We start from the raw sequence: 18,953 nt of genomic DNA, 5'->3' as shown, positions 1-18,953 counted from the left end.
ATTAGTGAAAGGGATGAACATGGCAGAGTCCGCAGCGGTCGAGTTCCGCATCGACCGGCGCAGCGGCGTGGCCACGTACCTCCAGATCGTCCAGCAGACCAAACAGGCCCTCCGCCTCGGACTGCTGGAGCCCGGCGACCGGCTGCCCACCGCACGCGAGGTCGTCGAGGCCACCGCCATCAACCCGAACACCGTGCTCAAGGCCTACCGCGAACTGGAGCGCGAGGGCCTCGTCGAGGCCCGGCGCGGGATGGGCACATTCGTGCGCCGGACCCTCGGGACCACGGCCACCACGGACACACCCCTGCGGGGAGAACTCACCGACTGGGCCCGCCGGGCCCGCACGGCGGGGCTGGAGCGCGACGACATGGCCGCGCTCTTCACCGCCGTACTGGACAGCACGTACAAGGGGGACGACCGCACATGACAGGCGCTGCGATCGAGGCGACCGGCCTCGGCATGAAGTACCGGCGCAAAAGCGGTGGCTGGGCGCTGCGCGACTGCTCGTTCCGGCTGCCCGCGGGGCGCGTGTGCGCGCTCGTCGGGCCCAACGGCGCCGGCAAGTCCACCCTGCTCTCCCTCGCCGCCGGGTTCCTGCGGCCGGCCGAGGGAACCCTGCGGATCCTGGGCGCCACGCCCGCCGAGGCGCGGACCCGGATGGCCTTCGTGGCCCAGGACAAGCCGCTGTACCCGCAGTTGACGGTCGCCGAAACGCTCTGGGCGGGCGCCGAGCTGAACCCCGCCACCTGGGACCGGGCCACCGCCGAACGCGTCATCGGGGACCTCCCGAGGGACGACAGGGTCCGTACGCTCTCCGGCGGCCAGCGCACCCGCCTCGCGCTCGCCCTCGCGCTCGGCAAGCGCGCCGAACTGCTGCTGCTCGACGAGCCGATGGCCGACCTCGACCCGCTCGTCCGGCACCAGCTGATGGGCGTCCTGATGGCGGAGGCCGCCGAGCACGCCACCACCATCGTGATGTCCTCGCACATCCTCACCGAGCTGGAGGGCGCCTGCGACTACCTCCTCCTCGTCGACGGCGGCCGGGTCCGTCTCGGCGGCGAGACGGAGAACATCCTCGCCGCACACGCCCTGCTCACGGGTCCGGTACGGGACCTGGCACCGCACACCGTCGTCGAGTCCCGCACGACGGGGCGCGGGCTGACCGCACTGGTACGGAAGGAGGGCCCGGTGGACGACGCGGCCTGGGAGATCGCGACACCGTCACTGGAGGAGCTGCTGCTGGCACACCTGCGGTCACCGGACGCGCCCGCGCTGCTGACGCCGAGCGCGGCGCACAGCGAGACCGTGGCCCGTGAGGCGGTGGCGGCGCGATGAGCACCCTCAGCCTGCGCGGCCCGGCCCGGGTCGTCGTACGTCGGCACCGCTGGACCCTGTGGACCGTCGGCGCCCTCGCGCTCGCCGGGATCGCCGCCGTGGTCGGCACCTACCTGTGGATGAGCTCCGTCTCCGACACGTTCGCGGGCACCGGCTGCTCGGCCCAGAACACCACCCTGGGCTGCGGCGACACCGTCCGTCACTTCCTCGACACCGAACTCCGCTTCCGCCAAGTGCTCGCGTACGCCGACCTGGTGATGATGCTGCTGCCCGGCTTCATCGGCATCTTCGTCGCAGGTCCGGTGATCGGCCGGGAGCTGGAGAGCGGCACGTACAAGCTGTCCTGGACCCAGTCCGTGTCACCCGCGCGCTGGCTCGCCGCACAGCTCGCCGTGCCCGCCGTCCTGACCCTTGCCGGAGTCTCCGTCCTGTCCGCCGCCTCCGCCTGGGCCTGGGCGCAGCGGAACGAAACGCACTACCCGGGGGAGTGGCACGAGCGGGTCACGTACGGCGCGATGGGCACCGTCCCCGTGGGCTACGCCCTGTGCATGCTCGCCTTCGGCGCGCTCGCCGCGCTTCTGCTGCGGCGCACGGTCGCCGCGATGATCGTGACGGTGCTCGCGTACGGCGCACTGGTCGTGGCCCTGAACACCGTACGCAACGGACTGTGGCCGGTCCGTACGGACACCTTCCGGCTCGGGAGCGCCTACCGGTTCCCCGATGCGGCTGTCGACACCGGCCAGGGGTGGATCACCACCGGAGGCAAGCGGCTGCCCGCCGACCTGTGCCTGAACTCGGCCGACGATCTGAAGGACTGCCTGGCCGGCCACGACGTCGCGTTCCGCTACCTCGACTACCACCCCGCCTCGCACTTCTGGCCGCTCCAGCTGGTCGAGACCGGCATCCTGCTCGTCCTCGCCGCCGCTGCCGTCGCCCTCGCCTTCCGCGTGCTGCGCCGACGCCACGGCTGACCCGCCCCGATCGGCGGGGTCCGGGCCGCGGAGGGGGGCGGCCCGGACCCCGCACACGCAGCGCGACACCGCAACCCGCACCGCACACCGCTTCCTGCACGTCATGTCGCCGTTACCGCCCATTCAGACGCGCTTGCGACCCTCTCAGGATGCAGCCAGCTGTGCCGACCCCCCACAACGGGAGAAATTCCGGCAGAAACCCCGGGTTTTCCGCGATCTCCGCCCCTTCCGACGCGCCCCAGAAGCCTTCTGCGCGGAACAATAGGGCCATGAGCAAGTTGCCCAGCTCCGAGGTCCCGGTCCAGCCCATCGTGCAGCCGTCGGTCGGCTCTCTCGCCGCGCACCGGCCCCATGCCGTCGCATCCCCGAATTACGCGGGAGCCGGTCTTTCCATGGCCGCCGACCTCGATCCCGATCTCGACGCCGACGTGGACGTGTACGAACCCGACGTCGACGGCAGCGAGCTGCCGCAGGGCCGCTTCCTGGACCGGGAGCGCAGTTGGCTCGCATTCAACGAACGAGTGCTGGAGCTCGCCGAGGACCCGGCGACACCCCTCCTCGAACGAGCGAATTTCCTCGCGATCTTCGCCTCTAACCTGGACGAGTTCTTCATGGTCCGGGTGGCCGGCCTCAAGCGCCGTATCGCCACCGGCGTCGCCACCCGCTCCGCGTCCGGTCTGCAGCCCCGCGAGGTCCTCGACCTGATCTGGACACGGTCCCGCGAACTCATGGCCCGGCACGCCGCCTGCTACCAGCAGGACATCGCGCCCGCACTGTCCGACGAGGGCATCCAGCTGATCCGCTGGCCGGAACTGACCGAGAAGGAACAGGCCCGCCTGTTCACCTTCTTCCGGCAGCGGGTCTTCCCCGTGCTGACACCACTGGCCGTCGACCCGGCGCACCCGTTCCCGTACATCTCGGGCCTCTCGCTCAACCTCGCGGTCGTCGTACGCAACCCCGTCAGCGGCCACCGCCACTTCGCCCGCGTCAAGGTGCCGCCGCTGCTGACCCGGTTCCTGGAGGCGTCGCCGCAGCGTTACGTGCCCATCGAGGACGTCATCGCCGCCCACCTCGAAGAGCTCTTCCCGGGCATGGAGGTCCTCGCCCACCACATGTTCCGGGTCACCCGGAACGAGGACCTCGAAGTCGAGGAGGACGACGCCGAGAACCTGCTCAAGGCCCTGGAGAAGGAGCTCATGCGGCGTCGCTTCGGCCCGCCGGTGCGCCTGGAGGTCGAGGAGTCCATCGACCCGTACGTGCTCGACCTGCTGGTCCGCGAGCTGAAGGTGTCCGACGCCGAGGTCTACCCGCTGCCCGGACCGCTCGACCTCACCGGGCTGTTCGGCATAGCGTCACTGGACCGCCCGGAGCTGAAGTACCCCAGGTTCATCGCGGGCACCCACCGTGATCTCGCCGAGGTCGAGTCCGCCTCGGCGCCCGACGTCTTCGCCGGGCTGCGCGAACGCGATGTGCTGCTGCACCACCCGTACGACTCGTTCTCCACCTCCGTCCAGGCGTTCCTGGAGCAGGCGGCGAGCGACCCGGACGTGCTCGCGATCAAGCAGACGCTGTACCGGACCTCGGGCGACTCGCCGATAGTCGACGCCCTGATCGACGCCGCCGAGTCCGGCAAGCAGGTCCTCGTACTCGTCGAGATCAAGGCCCGCTTCGACGAGCAGGCCAACATCAAGTGGGCGCGCAAGCTGGAGGAGGCGGGCTGCCATGTGGTCTACGGCCTCGTCGGGTTGAAGACACACTGCAAGCTCTCCCTCGTCGTCCGCCAGGAGGGCGACACGCTGCGCCGCTACTCGCACGTCGGCACCGGCAACTACCACCCCAAGACCGCACGGCTGTACGAGGACCTCGGCCTGCTGACCGCCGACCCGCAGGTCGGGGCGGACCTCTCCGACCTCTTCAACCGGCTCTCCGGCTACTCCCGCCGCGAGACGTACCGCCGCCTCCTCGTCGCCCCCAGGTCCCTGCGCGACGGGCTGATCTCCCGGATAAACAAGGAGATCGCGCACCAGCGGGCCGGCCGCCCCGCCTACGTACGGTTCAAGGTCAATTCGATGGTCGACGAAGCGATCATCGACGCCTGCTACCGGGCGGCCCAGGCGGGCGTTCCGGTGGACATCTGGGTACGCGGCATCTGCGCGATCCGCCCCGGCGTCACCGGCCTCTCCGAGAACATCCGGGTCCGCTCGATACTGGGCCGCTTCCTCGAACACTCCCGGATCTTCTCGTTCGGCAACGGCGGCGAACCCGAAGTGTGGTTCGGCAGCGCCGACATGATGCACCGCAACCTCGACCGCCGGATCGAAGCACTGGTCCGGGTCACCGACCCCGCTCACCGTGCCGCGCTCAGCCGGCTCCTGGAGACCGGCATGGCCGACACCACCTCCTCCTGGCACCTCGGTCCCGACGGGAACTGGAACCGGCACGCCACGGACGGGGACGGCCAGCCGCTGCGGAACGTACAGGAAATGCTCATTGACGCCCGGAGGCGCCGGCGTGCGACGCCCTGACCACCAGACGACGACCCGGACGGACCTGTCCGCGGGCGCGGTCCTCGCCCCCTACCTGCAGGAACAGGCCGCGAACTTCCTTCGCAGCCTGCGCCTGCACCGCGAGAACAGCGCCCCCACGGACGCCGGGACACTCGCCGCCGAGCAGGCCGCCGGTGCACTGCGCCGCTCGGCCCGCCGCATCAGCGGTACCCTGCACACCTTCCGGTCGGCACTCGAACCCGGCTGGGCCGAGCAGCTCCGTACGGAACTGGCCTGGCTCTCCGGCACGCTGGCCCGCGAGCACGCGTACGCGACCCGGCTGACCCGGCTCCTCGAAGCGCTGCACGTCCTGTCCGGCACGTCGCTGCCGCCGCCCCGCACCCAGCGGGCCGCCTCCGGCACCGATCTCGATCTCATCCAGCACGACGCCGCGCAGGCCAAGGAACGGGCCGCACTCGGCGTCGGTGCGGCCCGGGCCGGAGCGCTTCTGGAACGGCAGCTCACCCTCGCCAGGACCCGCGCCCACTCGGCGGCCCTCCAGGCGCTCGGCTCGTCCCGGTTCCACGCGGTCGCCGACGCGGTCGCCCTGCTCGCCTCCGAGGTCCCGCTCTCCACCGCGGCCACGGCCCCGGCGGCCGAGATGCTGCACGGGCCCGCGGACCGGGCCGAGCAGCGGCTGCTCGGTGCGGTGGCCACGCTCCCGTCCGACGAGACGGTCGAGCCGTACAACGAGGCGCACGACGCGCCCTGGCACCAGGCCCGCCTTCTACTACGACTGCACCGGTACGCCCACGAGGTGGTACGCGGCGCCCCCGACCCGGTCCTGGCCGCCCCCGGACACGCGCTCGACCTGCACCGGGACGCGGCGGAGGCCGCCGCGGCGGCGGCATCGGCGGCCCGTACGCCGAGGATCGCGCCGGCCACCGCGTACGCCCTGGGGGTGCTCCACGCCGACCAGCGGCACGAGGTGGAGGCCGCCCGCGGGGTGTTCCGGGAGGCCTGGCCGTACACGACGGCGGCTGTGACCGCGCCATGAGCGGCGGGACCGTGCAGGCCGCGGGGTGCGTGCTGTGGCGCCGGTCCCCTTTCACCGACGGAATCGAGCTTGCCCTAATCCATCGGCCTAAGTGGTCAGATTGGTCCCACCCAAAAGGCAAGCTCAAGCCTGGCGAGGCGTTCCGGGATGCCGCGATACGCGAGGTCCGCGAGGAAACCGGTATGACGTGCGACTTGGGAGCCGCCCTACCGACTGCCCGATACCTGGTCGAGGGCCGCCCCAAGGAAGTCCGTTACTGGGCCGCTCAAGCCACCGGCGGAGCGTTCGCGCCAAGCAGGGAAGTGGACCGGATGCTTTGGCTGCCTCCCCCAGCGGCACGGGGGCGCCTCACGCACGAGAGAGACAGGGAACTGGTCACAGTCCTCCTCGACGCTCTTCGCGCGGCGGGCGAGCAGCCGTAACGCCCCGGCGGGCGGTGTGGTTCTCGTCCCCGGGTCCGGGGGGCGGGGTTCCGTCCTCAAGCGCCGGACGGGCTTGAGTGTGCTGCCCGGCAACGGGGCGTACCGGGCCGCACCCGCGGGACGGCCGGTCCGGGGCCGTGCAGGGGAGTCCCCGCAGGGCGACGAACAAAGACCTGGGCTCCCCTCGCGTACCCGCCGAACGTTCGTCGCCCGAGGAGACACCCCGGAGGGGCCCCGGACCACCACCCACCGGGCAGGCGACGGCACCACCACGGGGCCAGACGCACACCTCCAGCCCGTCCGGCGCTTGAGGACGGAACCGCCCACCCCCGTGGGCCCGAACCCGCCGGACGCGGCAAGCCCGCACATCCAGCCCGTCCGGCGCTTGAGGACAGAACCCCCGCCCCGGACCGGGGCACCACGCAACGCCCCGCCCAGGGGCCCCGCCCCGCCCAGGGGCCCCGCGGCGAGAACCAGGCCGCCCGCCACGGTTCACCTTCTGTTCACTCTCCCCCGCAAGCCACTTCACCTGTTCTGCCTAACTTCGGCAATGCACGGTGCGCGGCGAGACGCCGCACCACCCATCACATCGCACGCCGTCGTAGAACGAACAAGACCTCGGCGGCTCCTGGAAGGAAAAACCCGAAAGTGAAGCTTCAGCGCAAGAACCGGCTTCGTGCCACCGCGCTCGGTGCCCTCGCCGTCTCCAGCGCCCTGGTCCTCACGGCGTGCGGTTCGGACAACAACAGCGGCAGCGCCACCGGCGGCAGCGGCGAGAAGACGAGCGCCGCGTCGAACGTCAAGTGCGACGACGCCAAGGGCCAGCTCCTCGCCTCCGGCTCCAGCGCGCAGAAGAACGCCATGGACCTCTGGGTCAAGAACTACATGGCCGGCTGCAAGGGCGTGGAGGTCAACTACAAGTCGTCGTCCTCCGGTGAAGGCATCATCGCCTTCAACCAGGGCACGGTCGGCTTCGCCGGCTCCGACTCGGCGCTGAAGCCCGAAGAGGTCGCGGACTCGAAGAAGGTCTGCAAGACCGGCCAGGGCATCAACCTCCCGATGGTCGGCGGCCCCATCGCGATCGGCTTCCACCTCGAGGGTGTCGACAGCCTGACGCTGGACGCCCCCACGCTCGCCAAGATCTTCGACGGCAAGATCAAGAAGTGGAACGACCCGGCGATCGCCAAGCTCAACAAGGGCGCGAAGCTGCCGGACAAGGCGATCCAGGCCTTCCACCGCTCCGAGGACTCCGGCACCACGCAGAACCTCGGCAAGTACCTCGCCGCCACCGCGCCGAACGACTGGAAGTACGAGCCCGAGAAGAAGTGGCCGGCCCCCGGTGGCCAGGCCGCGTCCGGCTCGGCCGGTGTCGCCGCCCAGGTGAAGCAGGTCGACGGCTCGATCGGTTACTTCGAGCTCTCGTACGCCTCGTCGCAGTCCATCTCCACGGTCGACATCAACACCGGTGGCTCCGCCCCGGTCAAGGCCTCTTCGGAGAACGCCTCCAAGGCCATCGCCGCCGCCAAGATCAAGGGCACCGGCAAGGACCTGGCGCTCAGCCTCGACTACACCACCAAGGCCGAGGGTGCGTACCCGATCGTCCTGGTGACCTACGAGGTCGTCTGCGACACGGGCAACAAGGCCGAGACGCTCCCCACGGTCAAGTCCTTCCTGAACTACACCGCGAGTGACGAGGGCCAGAAGGTCCTCACCGAGGCCGGTTACGCGCCGATCCCGACCGAGATCAACGCCAAGGTCCGCGACACCATCGCGTCCCTCAAGTAACCAGAAGCAACAGCAGTAACGCCAGCTGAAACCCAGCTCCACCAGCAACACCCGACAGGCCGGCCCGGTGCACCCCTCCGGACCGGCCCGTCGGCACCACCCCCATCCGGTGCACCGCCGCCAGGGGAGCACGTCGCTCCCCCACACAGACCGGAAAGACCATGGCTTCCACCACACCGATAGACACGCCACCGGTGCTCCCGGTGCAGCGCAAGCGCGCCAGGCCCAAGGCCCCCGGACGCGCGGGCGACAAAATCTTCCTGGGCCTCTCGCGGGGCTCAGGCATTCTGCTGCTCGTGATCATGGCGTCGATCGCCGTGTTTCTCACGTACCGCGCGACCCTCGCCGTCTCCCAGGACGAGGGCAACTTCTTCACCACGCTGGACTGGAACCCGGTCGGCGACAAGCCGGTCTTCGGTATCGCGGTCCTGCTCTTCGGCACGATCGTCAGCTCGATCATCGCGATGGCCATCGCGGTTCCGATCGCTGTCGGTATCGCCCTCTTCATCTCGCACTACGCGCCGCGCAAGCTGGCCGCACCCCTCGCGTACGTCGTCGATCTGCTCGCGGCAGTGCCGAGCATCGTGTACGGCATCTGGGGCGCCCTCTTCCTGGTCCCGTACCTGGAGGGGCTCAACCTCTGGCTCGACCAGTTCTTCGGCTGGACGTACGTCCTGGAGAAGACCGAGGTCGGCGTCGCCCGCTCGCTCTTCACCGTCGGCATCCTGCTCGCGATCATGATCCTGCCGATCGTGACGAGCGTCAGCCGCGAGGTCTTCCTCCAGGTCCCGAAGATGAACGAGGAAGCCGCCCTCGCTCTCGGCGCCACCCGCTGGGAAGTCATCCGCCTCTCGGTGCTGCCCTTCGGCCGCTCCGGCGTGATCTCCGCGTCGATGCTGGGCCTGGGCCGCGCACTCGGCGAGACGATGGCCGTCGCCACGGTCCTGTCGCCGAGCTTCGTCATCTCGGCGCATGTGCTCAACCCCGGCGGCGGAACGTTCGCCCAGAACATCGCCGCGAAGTTCGACGAGGCCGACCAGTTCGGGCGCGACGCCCTGATCGCCTCCGGCCTCGTCCTCTTCATCCTCACCCTGCTGGTCAACGGCGCGGCCCGGCTCATCATCGCCCGCCGCAAGGAGTACTCGGGGGCCAACGCATGAGCCAGGCAGCCAACACCGGCATACAGGAACGCCCCACCCCCACGGCGGCCGCTTCCCGGAACAGCCTCAGCAGCCGGGCGCTCCCCCGCTGGGCCCCGGCCGCCTTCGCGGGCGCCGCGCTCGTGCTCGGCGTCGGCATCGGCGCGGCCGCGGGCTGGCAGAGCCACATCCAGTGGGGCCTGTTCTCCGCAGTGCTCTTCGTCGTCATCTCGTACGTCACGACGTCGGTCGTCGAGAACCAGCGCCAGGCCAAGGACCGGCTCGCCACCAGCATCGTCTGGGTGTGCTTCCTCCTCGCCGTCGTGCCGCTGGCCTCGCTGGTCTGGACGACGGTCAGCCGCGGCTCGAAGGTCCTGAACGGCTACTTCCTCACCCACTCCATGGCGGGTGTGCTCGGCATGGAGCCGGGCGGCGGCGTCTACCACGCGCTGATCGGCACCCTGGAGCAGGTCGGCCTCGCCACCCTGATCTCCGCCCCGATCGGCCTGCTGACCGCCGTCTACCTGGTGGAGTACGGCAAGGGCGCGCTCGCCAAGGCCGTGACGTTCTTCGTCGACGTGATGACCGGTATCCCGTCCATCGTCGCCGGTCTCTTCATCCTGTCGATCATGCTGATGGCGAAGCTCCAGCCGTCCGGCCTGATGGGTTCGCTGGCGCTCACGATCCTGATGATCCCGGTCGTGGTCCGCTCCACCGAGGAGATGCTCAAGCTCGTCCCGAACGAGCTCCGCGAGGCATCACTCGCCCTCGGCATCCCGAAGTGGCGCACCATCCTGAAGGTGGTCCTGCCCACCGCGATCGGCGGTATCACCACGGGTGTGATGCTCGCGATCGCCCGGATCGCCGGCGAGACCGCACCGATCATGCTGCTGGTCTTCGGTAGCCAGCTGATCAACACCAATCCCTTCCAAGGCGCGCAGTCGTCGCTCCCCTTCTACATCTGGGAGCAGTACAAGATCGGCAGCGAGGCGTCGTACGACCGCGCCTGGGCGGCCGCTCTGGTCCTGATCGCCTTCGTCATGATCCTCAACCTGGTGGCCCGCGGTATCGCCCGCTGGAAAGCCCCACAGCACTGAATATGCGGCTCCGCCGCGTGGCCGGCCGCTGACGCGGCCAACAGAAAGAAGCAGTGATTCAGATGGCCAAGCGCATCGACGTCAGCGGCCTGTCCGCCTATTACGGCTCACACCTCGCCATCGAGGACATCTCGATGACCGTGGAGCCCCGTTCCGTGACGGCTTTCATCGGCCCGTCCGGCTGTGGCAAGTCCACCTTCCTGCGCACTCTGAACCGGATGCACGAGGTCACCCCCGGTGGCCGCGTCGAGGGCAAGGTCCTGCTGGACAACGAGGACCTGTACGGGTCCAACGTCGACCCGGTCACCGTGCGCCGCACGGTCGGCATGGTCTTCCAGCGGCCGAACCCCTTCCCGACCATGTCGATCTTCGACAATGTCGCGGCGGGCCTGAAGCTGAACGGTTCGTACAAGAAGAGCCGGCTGGCGGACGTCGTCGAGAAGTCTCTCCGTGGCGCCAACCTCTGGAACGAGGTCAAGGACCGCCTGAACAAGCCCGGCTCCGGCCTGTCCGGCGGCCAGCAGCAGCGCCTGTGCATCGCCCGCGCGATCGCGGTCGAGCCGGATGTGCTGCTGATGGACGAACCGTGCTCCGCCCTGGACCCGATCTCCACCCTCGCCATCGAGGACCTGATCGGCGAGCTGAAGGAGCGCTTCACGATCGTCATCGTGACGCACAACATGCAGCAGGCGGCCCGTGTCTCGGACCGCACGGCGTTCTTCAACCTCGCTGCGGTCGGCAAGCCCGGCAAGCTCGTGGAGATAGACGAGACGGAACGGATCTTCTCCAACCCGTCGGTCCGGGCGACGGAGGACTACATCTCCGGCCGCTTCGGGTGACCAGGTCACCCGGGTACGGGGTCGGCCCGGGCCGGGGGCGTGGATGGTAACTGCCGGTGGTGGGTTTCCACCGGCGAACCCACCACACCCCTCCGGCGAACCGGCCCCGTTCACAGACAGCCTTTGGGGTGCTGCATGGCGGTGCCACCCCCAAGGCGAAGGGTCCGCCCCCGCTCCTCACAAGGGAGCGGGGGCGGACCCCTTTCACTTCAAGCCCGTGGGGGCGTCACTCACCCGAACAGCAGAACGACGACCCCGTAACTCGCGGCGGCGACCAGTGCCGCGGCCGGCATCGTGATGAACCACCCGAGGATGATGTTCTTCGCGACCCCCCACCGCACCGCGTTGACCCGCTTCGTGGCCCCCACACCCATGATCGCCGAGGTGATCACATGCGTCGTGGAGATGGGCGCGTGGAACAGGTAGGCCGAGCCGAACATGATCGACGCCCCGGTCGTCTCCGCGGCGAATCCCTGCGGCGGGTCCAGCTCGATGATCTTCCGGCCGAGCGTCCGCATGATCCGCCAGCCACCCGCGTACGTGCCCAGCGAGAGCATCAGCGCGCAGACGATCTTCACCCAGACCGGGATCGGGTCGCTCGGACTCTCGACACCGGCGATGACCAGCGCCATCACCACGATGCCCATCGTCTTCTGCGCGTCCTGCAGACCGTGCCCGAGCGCCATGCCTGCCGCCGAGACCGTCTGCGCTATGCGGAATCCACGCTTGGCCTTGTGCGGGTTGGTCTTCCGGAACAGCCACATGATCGTGACCATCACCAGATAGCCCACGACCAGACCGACGACCGGCGAGACGAACATCGGGATGACGACCTTGTCGAGCACCCCGTCCCAGTGCACCAGCGTTCCGCCGGCCAGCGCCGCACCGACCATGCCGCCGAACAGCGCGTGCGAGGACGACGAGGGCAGACCGAAATACCAGGTGACGAGGTTCCAGATGATCGCGCCGACAAGGGCGGCGAAGAGGATTCCCATCCCCTTCTGCCCCTCGGGCGTCGCGATCAGGCCCTCACTGACGGTCTTGGCGACTCCCTGTCCCAGGAAGGCACCGGCGAGGTTCATCACCGCGGCCATCGCCAGGGCCGCCCGCGGGGTCAGCGCCCGGGTGGAGACCGAGGTGGCGATGGCGTTCGCCGAGTCGTGAAAGCCGTTCGTATAGGTGAAGCCGAGCGCGACACCGATGGTCACGATCAGCGCAAAGGTGTCCACGTGGTTCAGGACTCCTTGACCGCGATGGTCTCCACCGTGTTGGCGACGTGCTCGAACGCATCGGCCGCCTCTTCCAGCACATCCACTATCTGCTTGAGCTTCAGCACCTCAATGGCGTCGTACTTGCCGTTGAAGAGATGGGCGAGCAGCTTGCGGTGGATCTGGTCGGCCTGGTTCTCCAGGCGGTTGACCTCGATCCAGTACTCGGTGAGGTTGTCCATCGTGCGCAGGTTGGGCATCGCCTCGGCGGTCAGCTCGGCCGCCCGCGCCAGCACCTCGATCTGCTGCTCGACACCCTTGGGGAGTTCTTCGATCTGGTACAGCACGACCAGGTCGACGGCCTCCTCCATGAAGTCCATGATGTCGTCGAGCGACGATGCGAGGTTGTAAATGTCCTCGCGGTCGAACGGCGTGATGAAAGAGGAGTTCAGCTGGTGGAAGATCGCGTGGGTCGCATCGTCCCCTGCGTGCTCCGCTGCCCGCATACGTTCCGCGATCTCGACTCGGGAGGCAGAGTCCGCCCCGAGCAGTTCCATGAGGAGTTTCGAGCCCGTGACGATGTTGTCCGCGGATGCGGAGAACATGTCATAGAAGCTCGTCTCCCTGGGGGTCAGACGAAAGCGCACGTGGGGTCCTCGGGATGCTTTGGTTTCGGTCAGGCTGATGCTAGGCGCATCATCCGGCCACGGCTAACCGGCATTCTTCAGTGTCGCGCATCGAACAGTGTGATCAGCACGGGCCCCCGGTCACGGTTCAGCCGAATTCGTTAAGATATACCCACCAGGGGTATGTAAAGCGCAGGGTAAAGGGAAAACGGGAGGCAGCAATGACCACCACCGAGACCACAGAGGCAACGGAACCCACCGAGGAAACGGCGGAGATCCTCACCGACCACGACCGCGGCGTACACGGCTACCACCACCAGAAGGCCGACCACGTCAAGCGGCTGCGCCGGATCGAGGGCCAGATCCGTGGTCTGCAGCGCATGGTCGACGAGGATGTCTACTGCATCGACATACTCACGCAGGTCTCGGCGTCCACCAAGGCGCTCCAGTCGTTCGCGCTCCAGCTTCTCGAGGAGCATCTGCGCCACTGCGTCGCGGACGCGGCGGTCAAGGGCGGCGAGGAGATCGACGCGAAGGTCGAGGAAGCCACGAAGGCCATCGCCCGCCTGCTCCGCACCTGAGGCAGCACCGCGGGAGGTCGCACGGTGTGCGGTCGCACTTCGTGGGGCACCGTCCGAGGCGCCGCCTGACGTGCGCTTTCGTCCGTCATCCCCGGTGGTCACCCTGCCGGGGGACGGCGGTGCGTTCGGTGCCCGCCCCGACGTTGAGCACCTCGTCGATACGGTCCGCACTGAGCCGTTCCCCGATCGCGGCCGACGCCGCGATCATCAGCTCACCGCATAGCTCGATCTCGGCGAGGGCCACATGGTCCTGAACGGTCCGAGTGCTGAGCGTCACCACGTACGTCACCTCTCACTGCCGTCGCCGACTTCCTAGCGTAGGGAGCGGACCACGCGCCGCGCATGGCACGGACGGACCATTTCGGCCCCGCCGGATGCCTACGCACCCGGCCCGCCGCCTCCCCCGCCGCTACCGCTGCCCCTGTTCGATCTGCCCGGTGTAGATGTCGCGATCGTCCGGAAGCCGCACATCCACGGGCGCCCCGAACCCGAACAGCAGCGTCGTCGACACCACCTGCACCGCCGGTCCCTCGTTGGCGAAACTGAACCGGTGCCGCACCTTCCGCAGCCGCCCCGCCTCGTCCAGATACGCGTCGAACCGCACCGCGTCCGTGCGGAACCCTTTCGCCGCCGCGGCCAGTGCGCCACGCGATCGCTGCGAAGCGGTCCGCGCCGCGCGTCCGAGGTCCGTGGTCCCCCGGTAGTGCCGGACCATGACCCCGGCGAGCTCGCTCTCCCCCACGTACGTCACTTTGTCCGCCCCGCGCAGCAGTTCGGCGGCCGCCATGGGATCGGTGACCCCGCCCGTGACGAGATTGCCGTCCGCCAGGGCCGTCGTGTCGACCCTGACCCACTTGCCGGCGGGGACTCCGGCACCACGGTTCTTCATGTAGAGCGCACCGGGGGTGAGGAGTTCGGTGATGGGGCGGTGTTCGTACTCGCCCGCGGCGTCCTTCGGCAGCACCACGGTGAGCCGGCCGAGCTGCCTGCGGAAGTCGTACGTCCCCCGGCCGGTGATCGTCACCCGCGTCCCGCCTGCCGCGGTCTCCATCGACGTACGCACCTCGGCGCTCCCGGCGACGTCCCGGCTCCCTGGCCGATTCCCGCCCCCTGCCCCGGCGAGCACCGCGGCCGCCCGGTGGATCACATCGAGGGAATCGCCCCCACCCCGCTCGTCCACCACGCTCCGGCCGCCGGCGTCGGTCCCGCCCCGGCCACCGCTGTCCGAGCATCCGGCGGCCGCCGCCATCACGCCCACCACGGCGAGGGCGCAGACAGCGCGCGCCCCGCCTCCGGACCTGTGCTGCCGCACCACCATCGCCTGCCAACCCTCAACGACGTACCGCTTGCCCGAGCCCCCCCACCCGCCCCGCATAACGACCACCCGTGTCCCCCGTCACGCCGTCCTCGTGGGTCGCACGGACGGGTGCCCGTCCCCAGTACCGTGGACGCGTGTACGACCAACACACCGCGGAGGTCACGCCGACCGCTCCCGCCACCCCGCTGACGCCCCCCGCCCACGAGCCCTTCACCATCGAACGCGGCTCGTTCTGCATCGCCCGCTGCGGATGCGGATGGACCGGCCCGGCCCGTCGCTCCCGCGACCGCGCCCGCACCGACGCCGAGCAACACCGCACCGCCCGCTGATCACAGATCACAGATCACCGACAACCGATCCACCCGACGGTCGCCCGACCGATCGACCCGCGAGGCCATGACCCGGAGGCCCGATGAACCTGCCGAACCGCCGCACCCTGCTCACCGCGGGCGCGGCAACAGCCCTGGCCGGCGCCACGGCCACCGCCTGCCAAGGCACCGGCACGGGTTCCTCGGACGCCACCACGGCCACCGTCACCCGCACGTCGCCCGCATCAGCCGGCTCACCGTCAGCCACCACCGGCAAGGCGAACTGGCCCGCCCTGGCCAAGAGCCTCGACGGCACCCTCGTGCGCCCCGAGGACGCGGCGTACCGGACGGCCCGCCAGCTCTACAACACCCGTTTCGACGGCCAGAAACCGGCAGCCGTCGCGTACGTCCGGCACGAGGCGGACATCCGTGAGTGCCTGGCCTTCGCCCGCCGCAGCTCCACCCCCGTCTCGATCCGCAGCGGCGGCCATTCCTACGCGGGCTGGTCGAGCGGCAATGGGCGCCTGGTCATTGACGTCTCGTCACTCTCCCGGGTCGGCCGGGACGGCACCGTCGGCGCGGGCGCCAAACTCATCGACGTCTACCGGGGTCTTGCCCGGCACGGGCTGACGATCCCCGGAGGCTCCTGCCCCACGGTCGGCATCTCCGGTCTCACACTCGGCGGCGGCCACGGCGTCGCGTCCCGCGCGTACGGCCTGACCTGCGACAGCCTCACCGCGGCAACGCTCGTCACCGCTGACGGCAAGACAGTGACCGCCGACGCCAAGCACCACCCCGACCTCTTCTGGGCGCTGCGCGGCGCGGGCAACGGCAACTTCGGCGTGGTCACCGAGCTGACGTTCCGCACCCGCCCGGCCCCGCAGACCGTCACCGCGTACATGTCGTGGCCGTGGTCGCGCGCCCGGTCCGTCATCGCCGCCTGGCAGAAGTGGGGCCCGGACCAGCCGGACGAGATCTGGTCCTCCGCACATCTCGCGGCGGGACCGGGCGGCGGCCACCCGACCGTGTCGGTCGCCGCGTTCAGCCTCGGGACCTACGGCGACCTCCAGAACACCGTCGACCGTCTCGCCGACCGGATCGGCGCACCGGCGTCCTCGGTGTCGCTGCGCCGTCGCAGCTACGAGGAGGCGATGCTGGTGTACGCGGGCTGCTCCGGCATCAGTGACGCGCAGTGCCGGCTGCCGGGTACGACACCCGGCCGTACCCCGCAGGGCGCGCTCCAGCGCGAGACCTACGCCGCCGCGTCCGGCTTCTTCGACCACTCCCTGTCCCCGGCGGGCATACGGGCCCTGCTCGACCGGACCGAGGCGTTCACCCGGATCGGCGTGACCCCGAGCGGCGGCGGCGGATCGATCGCGCTCACCGCGCTCGGCGGGGCGATCAACCGGGTCGACCCGCGGGCGACGGCGTTCGTCCACCGCCGCTCACGGATGCTCGCCCAGTACATCGCCGCCTGGCGACCCGGCACGGCGGGCACGGCCCAACAGGAGTGGCTGAAAAACACCCACGGGGCGCTGCGCCGATACGCGTCCGGGGCGGCGTACCAGAACTACACGGACCCGACGCTGACCAACTGGCGGCAGGCGTACTACGGAACGGCGGCCGACCGGCTCACCCGGGTGAAGAAGCAGTACGACCCCGAGCGCCTCTTCACTTTCCCGCAGGCGCTGTAAAGCAGAACCGGGGGGCGCGAACGCCCCCCGGTTCTCCCTCGGCCGCACCGCCTTCAGGCAGCCAGATCCTTCTCGCCACCGCCGCCCGCCCGCGGGCGCGGCTCCGGGATCCCGAGCGGGCGCCCCTCGGCCGCGGCCGGCACGGGCCGCCGCGACCGCACGAGCCATCCCACCCGCTCCGACCGCGAGACGGCGGCGACGACCGGCGTCAGCAGCGCCATCGCGAGCGGGGCGAGCAGCAGTGCAGCAGCCGTGCCGAGCGCGAATCCGCCGATGACGTCGGTCGGATAGTGGACCCCCATGTAGATCCGGCAGAACCCTTCCACCAACGCGAGGGCGATCGCGGCGAGCCCGAATTTCCGGTTGGCCACGAACAGCCCGACGCCGAGGGCCATCGCCATCGTGGCGTGGTCGCTCACGAACGAGAAGTCGTTCTTCCCCGACACCAGGACATCCAGGCCCTGGTGGTCGCGGAACGGGCGCGGCCGCTCCACGAAGTCCCGGATCGGAATGTTGACGAGCAGCGCGATCCCGGCGGCGAGCGGTGCCCAGACGATCCCGACGACCGCGGTCACCGAGTCCTCGACCGTGCCGCGCCGGCGGACGCTCCACCAGCACCACAGGACCACGAGGACCATGCCGAGCATGATCCCGTACTCGCCGACGAACTCCATGACCCGGTCGAACCAGGTCGGAGCGGACTTCGCGAGCCCATTGATGTCGTAGAGCAGGCTGACGTCGGGGTTCGACGCATCGAGTGCGAGTCCAGCCATCTGCTGCGGCCCCTTGCCTTGTCTGCTGCCGCGGCGCACACCCGTGTGCACCGCATTTGACGAACCCCCGTGTTCGGTTCGACCACTGCTTCGATCACTGCTGCGTGAAGTACGCGACTGTGCCGGCCAGCGCCGCATGGTCAGTGCGCATGCTGTCCCCGTCCAGGGAACGACGCACTCCGCGTGTACGTTCCACTCTCCACCGAATGATCACCATGACGTTATCGAAGAGAGACTCGTCGTCGCAGCTCAGGGCCCAGGCTTCACGGAGAGTTCCGGCCACGGCCGACTCTTTGTCACGCCGCCGGCTGGGCGGTCGGGAGTGCCGCGGCGCCGTCCTTCGTCACACGTGTCGCACCGAAGTAGTCGGGCGTGTCGATCTTGTCGAAGCGGATCACGGCCCCGGTGTACGGCGCGTTGATCATGTACCCGCCGCCGACGTACAGCCCGACGTGGTGGATTGCCCGGGAGTTGGTCAGGTCGTCCGAGAAGAAGACCAGGTCGCCGGGGAGCAGCTCGTCCCGTGAGGGGTGCGGCCCGGCGTTGTACTGGTCGTTCGCCACTCGCGGCAGCTCGATGTCCACGGTCCGGTACGCGGCCTGCGTCAGCCCGGAACAGTCGAACCGTCCACCCTGCTCAGCCGTGCCGTTCCCGCCCCACAGGTACTTCGTGCCGAGCTTCTTCTGCGCGAAGTAGATTGCCCCGGCCGCCTGCCGCGAGGGCTCGACCCGCCCGACAGGCCGGGCGAAGCTCTTCTCCAGCGAACGGATGATCTTGACGTAGTTCTGCGTCTCCGCGATCTTCGGTACGCCGCCCGACCTGATGACCCGGTACGCACCGGCGTTGTAGGCGGCCAGCATGTTGTCCGTCTGATCCCCCGGCACCTTCTTGACGTACCCCGCGAGTTCGCAGTCATAGCTGGCGGCGGAGGGGATGGCATCGGCCGGATCCCATACGTCCCGGTCCCCGTCCCCGTCCCCGTCGATCCCGTGCCCGGACCAGGTCCCGGGGATGAACTGCGCGATGCCCTGCGCGGCGGCCTTGCTCTGGGCCCGCGGGTTCCACCCGCTCTCCTGGTACAGCTGCGCGGCGAGGAGCGCGGGGTTGATGGCCGAGCAGAGGTTGCCCCACTTCTCCACGAGCGGCTGGAACTTCGCCGGCACGGCCCCCTTCGCCAGCCCGACGGCCCCGATGCTGCCGGCGCTGCCGAGGCCGGCGGCAGCGGAGTACGTACCGACGACGAGCAGCGCCACGAAGCTCATGGCGACCCCGATGCCGATCCCACCGACCACCCAGAATTTCCGCACCCCTCAA

General features: G+C 69.6%; 19 protein-coding genes. 13 read left to right on the top strand and 6 right to left on the bottom strand.

Going from position 1 to position 18,953, the window contains the following annotated elements:
- Window positions 1-13: 13 nt before the first annotated feature.
- From ACGFSA_RS09985 to pstB, 10 genes are all read left to right on the top strand, one after another.
- The gene (locus tag ACGFSA_RS09985) at window positions 14-427 is read left to right on the top strand and encodes a GntR family transcriptional regulator (RefSeq protein WP_393302349.1); all 414 of its coding nucleotides are present in this window, start codon (window positions 14-16) and stop codon (window positions 425-427) included.
- Window positions 424-1,335, top strand: a complete 912-nt coding sequence (locus tag ACGFSA_RS09980; RefSeq protein WP_393302345.1) for an ABC transporter ATP-binding protein — start codon at window positions 424-426, stop codon at window positions 1,333-1,335. The genes ACGFSA_RS09985 and ACGFSA_RS09980 overlap by 4 nt, the downstream gene beginning before the upstream one ends.
- Complete coding sequence (locus ACGFSA_RS09975) at window positions 1,332-2,306, top strand: hypothetical protein (RefSeq protein WP_393302342.1); 975 nt, start codon at window positions 1,332-1,334, stop codon at window positions 2,304-2,306. Before ACGFSA_RS09980 ends, ACGFSA_RS09975 begins: the two co-directional genes overlap by 4 nt.
- A gap of 269 nt (window positions 2,307-2,575) precedes the next feature.
- Window positions 2,576-4,831, top strand: a complete 2,256-nt coding sequence (locus tag ACGFSA_RS09970) for an RNA degradosome polyphosphate kinase (protein WP_393302339.1) — start codon at window positions 2,576-2,578, stop codon at window positions 4,829-4,831.
- On the top strand, window positions 4,818-5,849 hold the full coding sequence (locus ACGFSA_RS09965) for a CHAD domain-containing protein (protein ID WP_393302336.1): 1,032 nt from the start codon (window positions 4,818-4,820) through the stop codon (window positions 5,847-5,849). The genes ACGFSA_RS09970 and ACGFSA_RS09965 overlap by 14 nt, the downstream gene beginning before the upstream one ends.
- Complete coding sequence (locus ACGFSA_RS09960) at window positions 5,846-6,271, top strand: NUDIX hydrolase (protein WP_393302333.1); 426 nt, start codon at window positions 5,846-5,848, stop codon at window positions 6,269-6,271. The genes ACGFSA_RS09965 and ACGFSA_RS09960 overlap by 4 nt, the downstream gene beginning before the upstream one ends.
- Before the next feature lie 648 nt (window positions 6,272-6,919).
- Window positions 6,920-8,056 (top strand): phosphate ABC transporter substrate-binding protein PstS, encoded by a 1,137-nt coding sequence (gene pstS, locus ACGFSA_RS09955; protein WP_393302330.1) that lies wholly within the window; start codon window positions 6,920-6,922, stop codon window positions 8,054-8,056.
- Between the two features lie 161 nt (window positions 8,057-8,217).
- Window positions 8,218-9,216, top strand: coding sequence for a phosphate ABC transporter permease subunit PstC (gene pstC, locus ACGFSA_RS09950; protein ID WP_393302327.1), 999 nt, complete (start codon window positions 8,218-8,220; stop codon window positions 9,214-9,216).
- Window positions 9,213-10,292, top strand: a complete 1,080-nt coding sequence (gene pstA / locus ACGFSA_RS09945) for a phosphate ABC transporter permease PstA (RefSeq protein WP_393302324.1) — start codon at window positions 9,213-9,215, stop codon at window positions 10,290-10,292. The genes pstC and pstA overlap by 4 nt, the downstream gene beginning before the upstream one ends.
- A 62-nt stretch (window positions 10,293-10,354) precedes the next feature.
- Entirely contained in the window at window positions 10,355-11,131 is a 777-nt protein-coding gene (gene pstB / locus ACGFSA_RS09940) for a phosphate ABC transporter ATP-binding protein PstB (RefSeq protein ID WP_393302321.1), read from the top strand.
- Window positions 11,132-11,361: 230 nt separating this feature from the next.
- Here pstB and ACGFSA_RS09935 read toward each other — a convergent pair whose 3' ends face one another.
- Together ACGFSA_RS09935 and ACGFSA_RS09930 are read right to left on the bottom strand one after the other, a co-directional pair.
- Window positions 11,362-12,360 carry an anion permease gene (locus ACGFSA_RS09935; RefSeq protein ID WP_393302318.1) on the bottom strand — a complete coding sequence of 333 codons (999 nt, stop codon included), beginning with the start codon at window positions 12,358-12,360 and terminating at the stop codon, window positions 11,362-11,364.
- Window positions 12,361-12,365: 5 nt separating this feature from the next.
- Complete coding sequence (locus tag ACGFSA_RS09930) at window positions 12,366-12,986, bottom strand: DUF47 domain-containing protein (protein ID WP_266983291.1); 621 nt, start codon at window positions 12,984-12,986, stop codon at window positions 12,366-12,368.
- A 200-nt stretch (window positions 12,987-13,186) separates the two neighbouring features.
- Here ACGFSA_RS09930 and ACGFSA_RS09925 point away from each other — a divergent pair, with 200 nt between their 5' ends.
- Entirely contained in the window at window positions 13,187-13,546 is a 360-nt protein-coding gene (locus tag ACGFSA_RS09925; RefSeq protein ID WP_393302315.1) for a metal-sensitive transcriptional regulator, read from the top strand.
- An 85-nt stretch (window positions 13,547-13,631) separates the two neighbouring features.
- On the opposite strand, the gene ACGFSA_RS09920 is transcribed toward ACGFSA_RS09925, so the two are convergent.
- Entirely contained in the window at window positions 13,632-13,835 is a 204-nt protein-coding gene (locus ACGFSA_RS09920; protein WP_384362925.1) for a hypothetical protein, read from the bottom strand.
- A gap of 120 nt (window positions 13,836-13,955) precedes the next feature.
- A complete protein-coding gene (locus tag ACGFSA_RS09915; RefSeq protein ID WP_393302312.1) occupies window positions 13,956-14,864 on the bottom strand; it encodes a hypothetical protein in 909 nt (302 codons plus the stop codon).
- 134 nt (window positions 14,865-14,998) lie between these two features.
- Here ACGFSA_RS09915 and ACGFSA_RS09910 point away from each other — a divergent pair, with 134 nt between their 5' ends.
- Window positions 14,999-15,193: a hypothetical protein gene (locus tag ACGFSA_RS09910; RefSeq protein ID WP_393302309.1), complete on the top strand. Its 195-nt coding sequence runs from the start codon at window positions 14,999-15,001 to the stop codon at window positions 15,191-15,193.
- Window positions 15,194-15,276: 83 nt separating this feature from the next.
- Window positions 15,277-16,866: an FAD-binding oxidoreductase gene (locus ACGFSA_RS09905; RefSeq protein WP_393302306.1), complete on the top strand. Its 1,590-nt coding sequence runs from the start codon at window positions 15,277-15,279 to the stop codon at window positions 16,864-16,866.
- 53 nt (window positions 16,867-16,919) lie between these two features.
- On the opposite strand, the gene ACGFSA_RS09900 is transcribed toward ACGFSA_RS09905, so the two are convergent.
- Both ACGFSA_RS09900 and ACGFSA_RS09895 read right to left on the bottom strand, forming a co-directional pair.
- The gene (locus ACGFSA_RS09900; RefSeq protein WP_393302303.1) at window positions 16,920-17,639 is read right to left on the bottom strand and encodes a phosphatase PAP2 family protein; all 720 of its coding nucleotides are present in this window, start codon (window positions 17,637-17,639) and stop codon (window positions 16,920-16,922) included.
- Between the two features lie 296 nt (window positions 17,640-17,935).
- Window positions 17,936-18,946, bottom strand: a complete 1,011-nt coding sequence (locus tag ACGFSA_RS09895) for an NlpC/P60 family protein (RefSeq protein ID WP_393302300.1) — start codon at window positions 18,944-18,946, stop codon at window positions 17,936-17,938.
- Window positions 18,947-18,953 lie beyond the last annotated feature (7 nt).

The sequence above is a fragment of the Streptomyces sp. NPDC048496 genome (assembly GCF_043200055.1).
GTDB lineage: Bacteria > Actinomycetota > Actinomycetes > Streptomycetales > Streptomycetaceae > Streptomyces.
The sequence above is the reverse complement of the archived record's forward strand: the minus strand, read 5'-3'. Positions and strand labels throughout refer to the sequence as shown.